Origin of the sequence: Streptomyces piniterrae (genome assembly GCF_005048155.1) — a bacterium.
Classification (GTDB): domain Bacteria; phylum Actinomycetota; class Actinomycetes; order Streptomycetales; family Streptomycetaceae; genus Streptomyces; species Streptomyces piniterrae.
The window spans coordinates 406,508-420,098 of record NZ_SUMB01000001.1; the positions used below are offsets into that span (position 1 = coordinate 406,508).

Sequence of the window (13,591 nt, forward strand, 5' to 3'; positions counted from 1 at the left end):
TCACACCTTCGGATCCCCCGCCAGCGCGTACAGCAGCTCATAGGGGGTGTGCACCATGCGACAGGTGCGGCCGTAGTGGCGGGTGGCGACGGCGGCCAGGCCCGTTCCGGACGCCGGGTGGTAGCCGAGGAACGCCTGCTGGCCGAAGGTCGCCCCGACGTGGAAGAGCAACGGGCCGCCCGCGGCCGGGTGCTGGAACCACGTCAGGGTGTGCGTGTTGCGGTGCCGCCAGCCACGGCGCAGCTGCGGCACCTGCACATCGCGCAGCGCCTGCGGCAGCGCCGTGGCCTCGGGGAACAGCAGCGCCTCCAGATAGGTGAGCAGATCGTCCGGGGTGGCGCGGACGGCACCGGCGGCGATGAAACCGCCCATGTCGGTGGACGGAACGGAGACGCCGCCGCGCTTGCGGTGACCGATGGCGTCGGTGCCGGTGGGACCGGGCCCCAGGGTGGTGCCGGTCAGTTTGAGGGGGTGCAGCACCCGCTCGGTCAGCAGCGTGGCGTAATCGGAGCCGGCGGCCCGGGACATGGCCGGGCCCAGCAGCGCCAGCCCGAAGTTCGAGTAGTGCCAGCGGGTGCCGGGAGTGTGCCGGGGCCGGGTGCGCGCGAAGGTGTGCAACAGACGCTCGGTGTCGTACCGGCCGTAGGCGTTGGTGTACGGGTGCAGCAGCGCGCCGGCCGTCAGATCGCGGGGAATACGGGGCAGCCCGGCGGTGTGGGTGGCCAGATGCCGCAGCGCGATCCGGCGCGAGTCGGCGTACGGCAGCCGCAGGCCCGGCAGATAGGCCGCGAGCGGGTCGTCCAGCGACAGCACGCCCGACCGGGCCAGCTCGGCGAGCAGCAGCACGGTGTAGGTCTTGGTCAGCGAACCCAGTTCGTAGTGCAGCGCATGCCGGGGTGTGGGCGGGGCGAGCGCGGTGCCGCCGGTGATGACGGTTCGCCGGTCGTTGCGGGTGACCGCGAGCACCACGTCCGGCGCGTCGATGGCGGTGACCGCGTCCGCGAGGCGGTCCGCGAGCAGGTTTCCCGTGCCCATCAGGCGACGTCGGCGGAGAGCGCCCGGGAGGTGGCCATCGCGGACGCGAACGCCGCCACCAGAGTGGGGTGGTGGACCACGTCGAAGACCTCCGCCTCGTCGCCGTCCGGCATCCCGCGCTGGACGGGCATCGCACCCGAGTCGGACTGCGCGGCGGCGTACCGCTCCCACATCCGCGCGTCCAGCGAGGGCCGCGGCAGACAGGCGTCCACGACGAGGAGTTCACCGAGCAGATCCCAGTGCTCCAGATCCGCCCAGCCATCCATCCAGGCCGGCAGATACAGCGCGAGATAGGAGGCGATCGCCGGCGGGATACGCTCCGGCGCCTCTCCCCAGTTGGTCAGATGGAAAACGGTGTGCGTGACGTCGTACGCGATATGCAGCTGCACCGCCCACGGCTCGGGCCGCCGGCCGAGCCAGGTCCGCTCCACCGCCAGGTCGAAGTCGGCGCTGGGCGTGAGCCCCATCTTGCGTTCGGCGTTGAGCACACCGAGCCGCCGGTTGGGCACCATCTCCAGCGCCGTCCAGGTCGTGGTGCGCCGGCAGATCTCCATGGCCGACTCCAGGCCGGGATGCCGGTAGCCCAGCTCGTGGAAGGCCGCATAGACCTCCAGGGGAACGGGGGAGAGCGGCTCGTCGTGCTGGAGGGCGGCCAGCACATTGCCGCCGTCCAGCAGTTCCCGCCAGGCGAAGTCCAACAGCTGCCCGGCGCGGGCGTGCTGCCGGGAACCGGCCACGCCCTCCCGGAACAGCACCTGCATATTGATCACCAACTCCCCGATGGGTTTGAGGCGTTCGATGAGCGCGCCTCCGGTGGCGTGGTCCTCGGGGGTCAGCCGGAAGTGCTCGCGGTGCTCGTCGAGCCAGGTCAGGGCCCGGTCGCCGACACCGTGCAGGAGCGCGGGGGGTGCGGCCGTCACTGTCACGGGGCTGTCTCGCTTTCACAGGGGATACATCCGGTCAGCATCGCCCCGGCACCGTCCCAGACCCCGGCCGCTGCCTCATCGGAGGCGACACGGGCGAGGGTGCCGGCGAAGGCGGTCACCAGGGTGGAGTGGTAGCAGGCCGTGAACGCCTCGGCGGGATCGTCCGGACGCGTCGGATCGCCGATCTCGGCGACGCTGCCATCGGCGGCCTGCGCGTCGGCCAGCCGCTGCCAGGCCACCGGATCGTACGGAGCCGCCGGCAGGCAGGCGGTCACGGCCAGCAACTCACCCACCAGGTCCCACAGTTGTTCCGCCAGCCAGTTCTCCAGCCACGCGGGCAGCCAGAGCCGCAGATAGCCGGCGTGTTCGGGGGACAGCCGCCGGCGGGCGCGTCCCCATTCGGTCAGATGGAAGACATCGTGTGTCACGCCGTACGCGGCCTTGCGGTCCAGCGCCCACGGCTCGGGCAGCCGGCCGAGACCGGTCTGCGCCAGCTCGGCGTCGAAATCGGTGTGCGGCGCCAGCCCGATGCGCCGCTCCGCGTTGAGCACACCGAGCGTGCGGGTGTGATCGTCGCGGGCCACCCGCCAGCTGCGCAGCCGCGTGGTGGCCCGTACGAGCTCCTCCACACCGGCGTGGCGCCGTCCTGCCTGCGCGAACGCCCCGTAGATCTCCACGGGATAGGTCGCATGCGGCTCACCTCGGACCAGCTCGGCGAACAGCTCTCCCTCGCCGGTCTCCCGCCATGCGAAGTCGAACAGGCCGGCCGCCCTCTCCCGGATGTCGGCGCGCGGATGCGCCGCCGCGATGAGCTGCGTCAACTCGGCCAGTTCGCCGAGGGGTTTGAGGGTCAGATTGGGATCGGCGTCAGTCGTCACGTTCGGGGGCAGGCGGAAGGACGCGCGGGCACCGTCCAACCACCCCAGGCTGTCGCCGACCAACCGGTCGAGCAACTCCGGGTCGCCCCGGCCGCCGGTCACCACCCCCGTCCGTAGAACCGCTGGGCGGCCACCACATGCAGCGTCACCCGGGCGTCGCCGCCGCACATCTGACGGACGAAACCCAGCCCGCTGTCCAGGCCCAGTGTCGGCGGCACCTCAGGCAGCCGGGCCAGCCAACGGCCCAGCCCCGCGGCCTGAAGCCAGTCCCGGCGGCGCACCGCCCGGACGAAACCGCGGGCCAGGTCGTCGGTGCGCGCCGTCAGCTCGTCGGCGAGCGACGAGGCGAGTCCGGGCAGCGCCAACGCGGCCAGCTGGGACACCCGATGGGCAAGCTTTGGCCATGGATCGGTGGCGACCCATGCCGAGCCGGCCTGTGGCGTCGGCGGCCACTGGTTGGCGCCACCGGGCAGAAACGCGTGCGAGGCCTCGACCAGGCCCCGGTAGCTCCACACCGACACATCCGAGGCGTCCGGCTTCGGGGGAAAGGCCGCAAGCGCTTCCCGTACGACTGTCTCGTCCTCTCCGCCGGGCCCGGCCCGGTGGTCCAGCGCATACGGTGCGAGCGCATCGGCGCCCAGCACCCGGATCGCAGCCGACGCCAGCGCATCGCCCTGCCGCAGAAAGCGGGAGAGCGCATAGGGATCGCCCTCGCCCCGCAGGGCGAGGGCGACCCCAGATGCGGCATCGGCGATCACAGCGCTGAGAGGGGCTGCTCCCTGCGTCTGCTCAGCCAACGCACTGCCCCTTAGCGGGTGTCGGTCTTGGGACGCGGAGTCGGCGGCGAGATCAGAAGCAGGCCGAGCAACAGCAGCCCAGCTCCGCACTCTCGGGTATCGCGGAACACGCCGTCAGGTTCGGTGGGCTCCACCAGTCCGTCGACCTCGGCGGCCAAGGCCTCCGTCTCGATGCGGGCTGTGCGATCCGTAACCATTGGGACCATCTCCTTTGCGGCTGAGGTACCAGCAGAATCAGCTTTACATCGACGTGAATCGGTCGCAAGCGGTGCAAAAGGGGTGTACTGCCTTGCCGGTAGGGGCGGGTGTGGCCTCGGGTGGATCGGCGGCGGCGCCAACCCCCTTGCCGCCCGGGGGTGTTGGCGGTAACCCCGGGTCTGTCTCGTCGTCACCCTGCGTACACATCCGGCGGGGATCCTGATGTGTGGACGGATGCGTGGGGAGATGTGCGGGCATATGTCCGGGGCGATGTGCGGTGTGGGTGCGGGCGGGTGGTGAACGGTCGCATCAGCGCGCTGGTCGCGTCGGCCCTGTATAGAGGTACGGGGTGGTCGTGCTCAGCGTGCTGAAGCCCAGCCGTTCCAGGATCGGACGGCTCTGGTCGGACGCGTCCACCTGTAGATAGGAGAAGTTGCGCGCTTCGGCGATCCATGCGCGGTGGGCGACAAGTGCCCGGTAGAGGCCCCGGCCGCGCCAGGCGGGCAGGGTGCCGCCGCCCCACAGCCCGGCGAAAACATTCCCGCGGGTCAGTTCTATCCGTGCCGCGGACACCGGCAGGTCGCCGGCCATCGCGACGACCATCGCCACCGAGCCCGGATCCTCGGCGAGCCGGCCGAGCAGCCGGTGCCGCAGCCGTGCGCCGGGCCTCCCGAACACCTCCTCATGAACCCGCACCAGTAGCTCCACGCCGGCCGCATCGGCCACCGGCAGCAACCGCGCACCCTCCGGCGGCCCGAAGTCCGCCCCGGCCGCGCGCAGGCCCCGCACCGGCGCCACCATCAGCGCCTCGGCCGGCTCCGCCGTGAAACCGGCGGTCCGCAGCCGTTCGCCCAGGTCGGCGGGCCGGTCATGGGCGTACACCTTCCACTCGAACTCACGCCCGAGCGAGGTGAAGTGCCGCACCTGCGCCGCGATCGCCGCATCGGCGGTGGACCCGTCCAGGTCCGACCACACCACACCGTTCCAGTCGTCCGCGCCGCCGACCTGGCGCACCACATCGCCATCCCGCTCCACCCGTGCGCCGGGGGAGTCGGCCGTCGCCTCGCGCCGCATCTGCCGGTCGAACAGGGCGCGTACCGCCTCGACATCGATATCCGTGCCGCTGCCCGCATCCCTGTCCGTGTCCCTGTCCGTGCCCCTGTGCGTGTCCTTGTGTGCGTCCCTGTCCATCCGGACATTGGAGCAGCAGGGGCGGCGGGAGCGGCAGCTGCGGTCGCCGGGGCGGCGGGGCGGCGGGGCGGTGCGGGGGCGGCCCCGGCCCTGGCCCTAGAGTGCGGGCGTGCCGTCATACAGCATTGGCCGGGCAGCGCGGCTGCTGGGTGTGAGTCCGGAGACCGTCCGCCGATGGGCCGACGGCGGCCAGCTGCGGATGGACAGGGACGGTACGGGAAACCGGGTCATCGACGGCGTGAGCCTGGCGGCGTTCGCCAAGGAGCGGGCCGCGGGGCTGCATCCGGTGCCCGGCGAGGTCCGCACCTCGGTACGCAACGCGTTCGCCGGGATCGTCACCCGGGTGACCATGGACGATGTGGTCGCCCAGGTGGAAATCCAGTCCGGGCCGCACCGGCTGGTGTCGCTGGTCAGCCGGGAGGCCGTCGAGGAACTGGGCATCGAGGTCGGGGTGACCGCCACCGCCCGGGTGAAGGCGACCAATGTGTACATCGACCGCACGTGAGTGCCCGGATGACCGTCGACCGGCCGGCGCTGCCCGTTCCATGGCCCGGGGCGCCGCGCCCCGGAGCCCGCGTAACGCGCCTGTGGCAGCGCTGCGTTGAGCTCCTCGGGGTGCCCCGGCCTCACGTCAGGCGGTGGCCAGCGAGATCTCCGTCGACTTGATCAGTGCGGTCACCGTGGAACCGGCCTCCAGCCCGAGATCGGTGACCGCGTCCTTGGTGATCGCGGCCGTCAGCTCGGCGCCGTCGACGCTGACCTTGACGCCGGCCATCGCGCCACCGGTGGCGACATCGCTCACCGTGCCCGGCAGCTGGTTGCGGATGCTCAGCCCGTCGACCGCACCCGTGGCCAGGGACACCTCGGTGGACTTGATCAGCGCACGTACCGCGGAACCCGCCGCGAGGCCCAGCTCCTCGGCCGACTCCCGCGTGATCGCGGCGGTGACCTCCTGGCCGCCCACCAGCCGGACCCCGACGGTCGCCATGACCTCGCCCGGGGTGACGGCGGTGACGGTGCCGGGGATCTGGTTGCGGATGCTCAGGCTCATGGGAACGCCTCACGTGGGGTGGGGGAGGGAGGGGAACCGGGTAATTGCCATAAATTGCGGTAAATATTCCTTCTTGTCGGCGTCACCTTAGCCGGGCGGCGACGCGCGGATTCCGTCCGACATCCGGTCACCGCCGATCGGCCCAACCGCGGCTTCGGCTTTTCCTCCAACCCGCCTGGCACCTGCTGCGTACATCCGCCATATGAATTGCAAATGCCAGCCGAACCCACTTATCTTGTCGCGCATGCAGTCCTACACGATCGGCCAGGCGGCGCGCCTGCTGGGCGTCAGCCCCGACACCGCCCGCCGCTGGGCGGACGCCGGCAAGGTCGCGACCCACCGCGACGACAGCGGCCGGCGTCTGATCGACGGTCGTGACCTGGCCGCCTTCTCGATCGAGGTCGGCCAGGACGGCGGCGGCGACGAAGACGCCTCGTACACCTCCGCCCGAAACGCCTTCCCGGGCATCGTCACCGCCGTCAAGCTCGGCGATGTCGCGGCTCAGGTCGAGATCCAGGCCGGCCCGCACCGCCTGGTGTCCCTGCTGACCCGGGAAGCGGTCGAGGAACTGGGACTCGAAGTCGGTATGCAGGCCACCGCCCGCGTGAAATCCACCAGCGTGCACATCGACCGCACCTGACGCGTCCATCGACCGCACCTGAACCACCGAGGAATCGCCCCCCCCACGCAGCGGCGTCGCCGTCCCCGGCGCGGCTTTTCCCCATCCGTCGGGCGGCATCCGCCGCCCCGCGTCCCAAGGAGTCCCGCCCATGTCCCGTGCCCTCACCCGCCGCCGTGCCGCCGCCGCGATCGTGACCGCCGCCCTCCTCGTCCCGCTCGCCGCCTGCAACGGCAAGGACGAGGGCAAGAAGGACGGCGGTGGCGCGAAGTCCGCCGGCGACGTTCCCAAGGCGCAGCTCACCGTGCTCGCCGCCTCGTCGCTGACCGATGTCTTCGCCAAGGCCGGTGCCGCGTACGAGAAGGAGCACCCGGGCACCAAGGTGAAGTTCTCCTTCGCCGGCTCGCAGGAACTCGCCGCGCAGGTCAAGGAGGGCGCCCCCGCCGACGCCCTGGTCACCGCCGACACCAAGACCATGGACGGGCTGAAGGTGGACGTCGGCACGCCCACCGTCATCGCCAAGAACCGCCTCGTCATCGCGACCGGCGAAGGCAACCCCAAGAAGATCCACGGCCTCAAGGACCTGGCCGGCAGCAAGCTGAAGGTCGTCCTCGCCGCGCCCGCGGTCCCCGTCGGCCGCTACAGCAAGCAGGTCCTGGACGCCCAGGACGTCGACGTCAAGCCGGTCTCGCAGGAGCCCAACGTCCGCGCCGTCCTCAGCAAGGTGGAGATGGGCGAGGCCGACGCCGGACTCGTCTACAAGACGGACGCCGACACCGCGCCCGACAAGGTCGACGCCATCGACATCCCCGACGGACAGAACGCCGTCGCCTCCTACCCGGCCGCCACCCTGAAGGCCTCCGAGAACGCCGAAGCCGCGGCCGCCTTCGTGAAGTGGCTGAGCACCCCGGAGGCACAGCAGATCCTGCGCAAGGCGGGCTTCCAGAAGCCGTAGCGGGCCGGGCGCGGCCACGCCACACACCGCGCGGCGCACGGGACTGTCCGGCTCGGGGGAGCGGACAGCCCCGTGCGGCCCCGCCCTACGTGGCACCCGCCGGGCACACCCCGTGGAACCGACCCACCCCGATCCCAGGGACCCCGATGAGACGCCCCCGCACCCCCCTCCGGCCTTCGGCGGGACGATCCCACGCACCCGGCACCCGCACCCCGATCGCACTGGCCGTCCCCGCGCTCCTCGCGGTCGCGCTCCTGCTGATGCCGCTGATCGGCGTCCTCACCCGCACCAGCTGGAGCGACCTCGGCACGCACCTGAGCAGCGCCGGCGTCACCGAGGCGCTCAATCTCTCGCTGCTCGTGTCCTTTTGGGCGCTGGGACTCTCCCTGCTCCTCGGCGTACCACTCGCCTGGCTGCTTGCCCGCGTCAGCTTCCCCGGCAAGGCGCTGGTCCGCTCGCTCGTCCTGCTGCCGATGGTGCTGCCGCCGACCGTCGGCGGTGTCGCGCTGCTCCTCGGCTTCGGCCGCCGCGGACTGCTCGGCCCCTGGCTGGAAGACACCTTCGGCCTCACCCTGCCGTTCCACACCTCGGGCGCGGTCGTCGCCGCCACCTTCGTCGCGATGCCGTTCCTCGTCATCAGCCTGGAAGGCGCCCTCGCCGGCCTGCGCCCCAGTTACGAGGAGACCGCGGCCTCGCTCGGCGCCTCGCCCGTACGCGTCTTCTTCACCGTCACCCTCCCCATGGTCGCGCCCGGCCTCGTCGCCGGCGCCGCGCTGACCTGGGCCCGCGCGCTCGGCGAATTCGGCGCCACCATCACCTTCGCCGGCAATCTGCCCGGCGCCACCCAGACCCTGCCGCTCCAGGTCTACCTGCTGCTCCAGGACTCCCCGGAAGCCGCCACTTCCGTCTCCCTGCTGCTCCTCGCCATCGCCATGGCCGTGCTGGTGGCCCTGCGCGGCCGGTGGAACGGCACCCCCACCTCCCGCCGCACGGGCCGCACCACACCCCGCTCTTCGGAGACCGCTGCAACCCTGGACACCCCATCGACGCCTTCAGCCGACAAGGGCCAACCGACGCCACCTCCGGAGGCCCAGGAGTCGCAGGAGCGCTGGCCGTTGCACGCCGACGTCACCGGCTTCAACACCCTGACGCTCGACGCCGATCCGGGCACCACCATCGCCGTCGTCGGCCCCAACGGCGCCGGCAAAACCACCCTGCTACGCGCCCTCCTCGGCCTCACCCCGCGCGCCCGTGCCACACTGCGCCTCGGCGGCACCGACGTCACCGAGCGGCCTCCGCATCGCCGCGGCGTCGCCTGGGTCCCGCAGGACGGCGCGCTCTTCCCGCATCTGACCGCGCTGACCAACACCGCCTACGGGCTCCGCGCGCACGGCGTTCCGCGCGCCGAGGCCCGCCGCACGGCGCAGCAGTGGCTCGACCGGCTCGGCGTCGGCCATCTCGCGCACCGCAAACCCGCCCAGCTCTCCGGTGGCCAGGCCCAACGTGTCGCGCTGGCCAGGGCGTTGGCCGCCCGTCCGCGTCTGCTGCTGCTCGACGAGCCGCTCGCCGCCCTCGACCAGACCACCCGGGCGCATGTCCGCCACACCCTGCGACGCCATCTCGCCGGCTTCGGCGGGGTCTGCCTGATCGTCACCCACGACCCGGTCGAGGCGGTCTCGCTCGCCGACCGGGTCCTCGTCCTCGACGAGGGACGCACCCTCCAGGACGCGCCCCCCGCCGAGGTCACCCGGCATCCCCGCTCGCCCTGGGTCGCCCGGATGCTCGGCCGCAACGCCTGGCCGGGCACCGCCAGCGGCGACGGCCTCGCGCTGGCCGGCGGCGGTCGTCTCGTCGTCGCCGACCGGCTTCCCGACGACACCCAGGCCCTGGCGATCATCGCCCCCGAGGCCGTCTCCGTGCACGTCGAGAAGCCGGCCGGCAGCCCCCGCAACGTCTGGTCCGGCACCGTACGGGAGATCACCTCCGCCGGCAGCCGGCTGCGCGTCCTCGTCACGTCCTCCGAGGCCCCCGACCTCGTCGCCGAAATCACCCCGCAGGCCGCCCTCGATCTCGGCCTCGCCGACGGCGCGCCCGTCTGGACCAGCGTCAAGGCCACCGAGGTCACCCTCGTCACGCTCTAGAAGTTGGGTATGGGCGTTTCCTGCACATCGGGAATTGCTGCCTCGTCGTCGGTTTTCCCGGTGTCCTTTTTCTTGGATTCCTGGCCCGCTCCTGCGCTGCCCGAACTCGCGGATGGTTGGGGGGCGGCCGTCGCACCCTTCGAGTAACTGGTGTCAGCGGGGTCGGACATCCACGGGTCCTTGTCGAGCTGAGGGGTTTCCACCAGGTCGGACGGCGGTGCCACGTGTTCGGGACCGGGCTTCGCGGTCGGTGTGAACCATCCGACGAGTTTCTCGACCACGAAATCGGCGACGATCGCGGCGTCGACCACTTCGCCCACCGCGGGAACGGCCTGCGCGGCGACCACTGCGGCGAGCACGAGGGAGTTGACCACGATGGTCTTCTTGTCGTGGTGCTGAATACCGTCGGCGATGTTGACGGCTTGGCCGATGACCGGCGCGATCGCGGTGACCGCAGCCGCCTTGTCGAGCTTTGTGGCCTTGGGGTCGGCGAAGGTTCTGGCCACGTCATGTGCCCAGTCGGCAACCATGGCGGCGCTGACCGCTCCGTGCACGCCCGTGCCGAGCTTCGAACGGGTCGCTTCGGCGGTGGCGGTGATCTCCTGCTTGCTCAGACCATCGGAATCCCGCTGCGGAAGACTCACCTCGTTTCCCGCCTCGCTCAGGATGTCCCGCGCCTTGTCCTTGGCGAGTTCGCATACGGACGCTGCCGCCGCACGCTTGGTGCGGCTACCGCCCGAGAGGCATTCGCCCACGTACTTCGCGGCGTCCTCAGGGCTCATCCTGGAGAACTCCTCGGCCTTGTCGGAGCCCCGGGGGTCCGGGAAGTGGGCGTGGCGCGTGGCTGTGGCGTGCTTCTCCGCGATGCTCCAGGGAACGATGATCTCGAACCTTTCGACGCCCTTCTCCGTGGTGCCGTCCTTGATCTTGAGGACCACGTTCTGTTCGCCGAGGGCGTCCATCAGCGGGCGCCCTTCGGGGATGTGGAACTCCTTCTTGAGTTGCTGCACGACCTCGGGGCTGTCGGCACTACCGGAGACCGTGGCCAGTTCGACTTCCCCGTTGAGCTTGACCTGGACGACTTCACCCGCCTTGACCTTGTAGGTCTTCGGGTCCGGCTCCCCGTTGACGTATTCCGCGGCATGCTGCGGGGTTTCCGCGAGATAGAAGGCTTTCCAGTCGGCGTTGTCGTTTCCCGCCGTCCCGTTGTCAGGCCGTTGGATCTTTTTGAGGACCTTCTCGACGTCTCCGGGTTTGACTCCGTGATAAGCCGTCAGGTCGGTGACTTTCTCGCGCTTGATCGCCACTTCGGTGTCGGTCGTTCCGGCATGGCCGAGCTGCGCGAACGCCGCTGAAACCACACCGGCGAGCGCCACCGCCGAGATCGCCTTCTTGGTGGAAATCCTCTTCCGGGCGTGTCGCATGTTCCTCCTTCGGTTCAGGTATTCGTGAACGGAAGAAGTGAACGTGGCGATCGGACGCGGTCGGAAGGGATTCCGTGTGTTGCTTCGGAAAAGTCCGGGGGACGACGCACAACATCTGCGGAGCTGCCGCCGAATTCCTACGGAGCTGAGAGAACGAGTGAGTCCTATGTCCCTCCTGGCAGGGGACATAGGACTCACTCAGTCAACCGGGTGGCCGGGCGGGCCGGCCGGCAGGTGTTACGACACCAGCTCCACCGCCCGTCGGCTGCGGCGGTGCTGTTCGGCCCAGTTCGTCAGGGCCGCGCCGCAGGCGTGGTCGAGATGACGCAGGCCGCTGAGGTCGAGTTCGATGTCCCGGTCGGCGGGCAGTGCGTCGAGCTGGTCGAGGATCTTCGGCAGCCGCAGGAACGTGGCGTTGCCGACGGCGCGTACCAGCACCGGCTCCTCGTCGTCGTCCGGGGTGTGGACGTCGAGATGGACGTGGGACGTCTCCCAGGCGGTCTTGGCGACGGCCGCCAGGATGCCGATGAGAACGCCCTCGAACATGTTGATCGTCACGATGGCGATGGCGGTGACGAACAGAACCACCGCCTCACCGCGATGGTCGCGCCACAGCGGGCGCAGATCGCGCACCGGGATGAGCTTGCAGCCCGCGTGGACGAGTACACCGGCCAGCGCGGCGACCGGCACCACACCCAGCGCGGCCGGGAACGCGGCCGCGAACAGCAGCAGCCAGGCACCGTGCAGTACGCGGGAGGCCTTGGTTTTGGCGCCCGCCTGGACGTTGGCCGCGCTGCGGACGATGACCGCGGTCATCGGCAGCGCCCCGAGGACGCCGCAGACGGCGTTGCCGGCGCCCTGGGCCATCAGCTCCTTGTCGTAGTTGGTGCGCGGTCCGTCGTGCAGCCGGTCGACGGCGGCGGCGCTGAACAGCGATTCGGCCGAGGCGATCAGTGCGAAGGCGAGGACCGTGCCGAGGACGCCGACGTCGGCCAGCCGGCCGAGGTCGGAGAGGCCGGGCGGCTGGATCGCGCCGAGCAGACCGCTGACCTTGACGCGGGCGACCGGAAGATCCAGCACCCACACCGCCGTGGTGGCCAGTGCGACGGCGGCCAGCGGCGCGGGCAGTACCCGAGCGGCCCGCCGCCAGCGGGGCCACAGCACCAGGACGGCGATGGTGCCGCCGCCGATCGCGAACGCGGACAGCGCGGATCCGGAGCCGACGGTGTCGGCGACCAGGCCCGGCAGGGAGCCGATGTTGGCGAGCCCGCTGCCCGGCGCCTTGGCGTCGGTGAGGGCGTAGAGCTGTCCGGCGATCAGCACCAGGCCGATGCCGGCCAGCATGCCCTGGACGACGGCGACCGAGATCGCCCGGAACCAGCGCCCCAACTTCAGGGCGCCCATGGCCAGTTGCAGTACACCGGCCGCCAGCACCAGCGCCCCGAGGGCGCCGAGGCCGTATTCCTTGACGGCTTCGAAGACCAGCACGGTCAGACCGGCGGCCGGGCCGCTGACCTGAAGGCTGCTGCCCGGGAGCAGACCGGTGAGCAGTCCGCCGACGATGCCGGTGACCAGGCCCAGTTCGGCCGGTACGCCCGAGGCGACCGCCACCCCGACGCACAGCGGGACGGCGACCAGGAAGACGACGAGGGAGGCGGTGAAGTCGGCCCGGAGGGTGGTGAGTTGCACTGAGGTGAGTTTCTTCATGAGATGCCGGCCCGCCTTCACAGCGGGAGGAACAGGTCGGAGTCCGGATGGTGTGACACCACGAGGCCGGTGTGCACCTCGTAGAACCAGCCGTGCAGCTTCACTTCGCCGCTGGCCAGCCGCTCCTGCACGCAGGGGTAGCGACGCAGCCGGTTGAGTTGTTCGCGTACGTGCTGCTGGACCGCGGCGGCGACCGTCGGTTCCTCGTCCTTCGGCAGTGCGTCGGACAACTGCTGCGTGAGCCAGTCGCGTACGGCGGGGACGCCGGTGAGGTCCTCGCCGCGGATCTTCGCGCCGACGGCGCCGCAGTGCGAGTGACCGCAGACCACGATGTCGGCGACGCCCAGGACGCGCATGGCGTACTCGATGGTGGCGGCTTCCGAGCTGGCCGACATGCCTTCCTGGTATTCGGGGACGGCGTTGCCGGCCGTCCGGAGTTCGAAGAGTTCACCGGGCTGCGCGCCGGTGATGAGGGACGGTATGACCCGGGAGTCGGAGCAGGTGATGAACAGCGCGAGGGGCGACTGGCCGGCGGCGAGCCGGCCGAAAGTCTCCCGGTCCTCACGCCTGTCGGCGATACGGGCCGTCAGGCCCCGGGCATGCTGGATGAAGGTCTCCATGAGGAGGTCTCCTGCAGATAAGTGGTGCCATCTCGGTGATGGCGGGAAC

The 13,591-nt window shown here is 70.9% G+C and carries 14 protein-coding genes; 4 read left to right on the forward strand and 10 right to left on the reverse strand.

Annotated elements, in window-relative coordinates; translation table 11 throughout:
* The 6 genes from FCH28_RS01705 to FCH28_RS01730 form a co-directional block, all read right to left on the reverse strand.
* Complete coding sequence (locus FCH28_RS01705; protein WP_136737850.1) at nt 1–1,035, reverse strand: serine hydrolase domain-containing protein; 1,035 nt, start codon at nt 1,033–1,035, stop codon at nt 1–3.
* The gene (locus FCH28_RS01710; protein ID WP_136737851.1) at nt 1,035–1,961 is read right to left on the reverse strand and encodes a DUF6895 family protein; all 927 of its coding nucleotides are present in this window, start codon (nt 1,959–1,961) and stop codon (nt 1,035–1,037) included. The genes FCH28_RS01705 and FCH28_RS01710 overlap by 1 nt, the downstream gene beginning before the upstream one ends.
* Complete coding sequence (locus FCH28_RS01715; protein ID WP_136737852.1) at nt 1,958–2,941, reverse strand: DUF6895 family protein; 984 nt, start codon at nt 2,939–2,941, stop codon at nt 1,958–1,960. Before FCH28_RS01715 ends, FCH28_RS01710 begins: the two co-directional genes overlap by 4 nt.
* Nucleotides 2,938–3,636 (reverse strand): hypothetical protein, encoded by a 699-nt coding sequence (locus tag FCH28_RS01720; RefSeq protein ID WP_246102259.1) that lies wholly within the window; start codon nt 3,634–3,636, stop codon nt 2,938–2,940. The genes FCH28_RS01715 and FCH28_RS01720 overlap by 4 nt, the downstream gene beginning before the upstream one ends.
* 11 nt (nt 3,637–3,647) lie before the next feature.
* Entirely contained in the window at nt 3,648–3,833 is a 186-nt protein-coding gene (locus tag FCH28_RS01725) for a hypothetical protein (protein ID WP_136737853.1), read from the reverse strand.
* Between the two features lie 310 nt (nt 3,834–4,143).
* Entirely contained in the window at nt 4,144–4,947 is an 804-nt protein-coding gene (locus FCH28_RS01730) for a GNAT family protein (protein ID WP_136738320.1), read from the reverse strand.
* 187 nt (nt 4,948–5,134) lie between these two features.
* Between FCH28_RS01730 and FCH28_RS01735 the strand changes: the two genes are divergently transcribed.
* Nucleotides 5,135–5,530, forward strand: coding sequence for a TOBE domain-containing protein (locus FCH28_RS01735; protein WP_136737854.1), 396 nt, complete (start codon nt 5,135–5,137; stop codon nt 5,528–5,530).
* Between the two features lie 126 nt (nt 5,531–5,656).
* Here FCH28_RS01735 and FCH28_RS01740 read toward each other — a convergent pair whose 3' ends face one another.
* Nucleotides 5,657–6,076 (reverse strand): TOBE domain-containing protein, encoded by a 420-nt coding sequence (locus tag FCH28_RS01740; RefSeq protein WP_136737855.1) that lies wholly within the window; start codon nt 6,074–6,076, stop codon nt 5,657–5,659.
* 244 nt (nt 6,077–6,320) lie between these two features.
* Here FCH28_RS01740 and FCH28_RS01745 point away from each other — a divergent pair, with 244 nt between their 5' ends.
* The 3 genes from FCH28_RS01745 (at nt 6,321) to FCH28_RS01755 (ending at nt 9,791) form a co-directional block, all read left to right on the forward strand.
* Nucleotides 6,321–6,716 carry a TOBE domain-containing protein gene (locus tag FCH28_RS01745; RefSeq protein ID WP_136737856.1) on the forward strand — a complete coding sequence of 132 codons (396 nt, stop codon included), beginning with the start codon at nt 6,321–6,323 and terminating at the stop codon, nt 6,714–6,716.
* Nucleotides 6,717–6,846: 130 nt separating this feature from the next.
* Entirely contained in the window at nt 6,847–7,650 is an 804-nt protein-coding gene (gene modA / locus FCH28_RS01750) for a molybdate ABC transporter substrate-binding protein (RefSeq protein ID WP_136737857.1), read from the forward strand.
* Between the two features lie 146 nt (nt 7,651–7,796).
* Nucleotides 7,797–9,791, forward strand: a complete 1,995-nt coding sequence (locus FCH28_RS01755; RefSeq protein WP_136737858.1) for an ABC transporter permease — start codon at nt 7,797–7,799, stop codon at nt 9,789–9,791.
* Here the strand turns inward: FCH28_RS01755 and FCH28_RS01760 are convergent.
* From FCH28_RS01760 to FCH28_RS01770, 3 genes are all read right to left on the reverse strand, one after another.
* Nucleotides 9,788–11,167 (reverse strand): hypothetical protein, encoded by a 1,380-nt coding sequence (locus FCH28_RS01760; protein ID WP_169314017.1) that lies wholly within the window; start codon nt 11,165–11,167, stop codon nt 9,788–9,790. The two genes, FCH28_RS01755 and FCH28_RS01760, sit on opposite strands and share 4 nt — an antisense overlap.
* Before the next feature lie 285 nt (nt 11,168–11,452).
* Nucleotides 11,453–12,922 (reverse strand): SulP family inorganic anion transporter, encoded by a 1,470-nt coding sequence (locus FCH28_RS01765; protein ID WP_136737860.1) that lies wholly within the window; start codon nt 12,920–12,922, stop codon nt 11,453–11,455.
* A 17-nt stretch (nt 12,923–12,939) separates the two neighbouring features.
* Nucleotides 12,940–13,542: a carbonic anhydrase gene (locus tag FCH28_RS01770; RefSeq protein ID WP_136737861.1), complete on the reverse strand. Its 603-nt coding sequence runs from the start codon at nt 13,540–13,542 to the stop codon at nt 12,940–12,942.
* Nucleotides 13,543–13,591 lie beyond the last annotated feature (49 nt).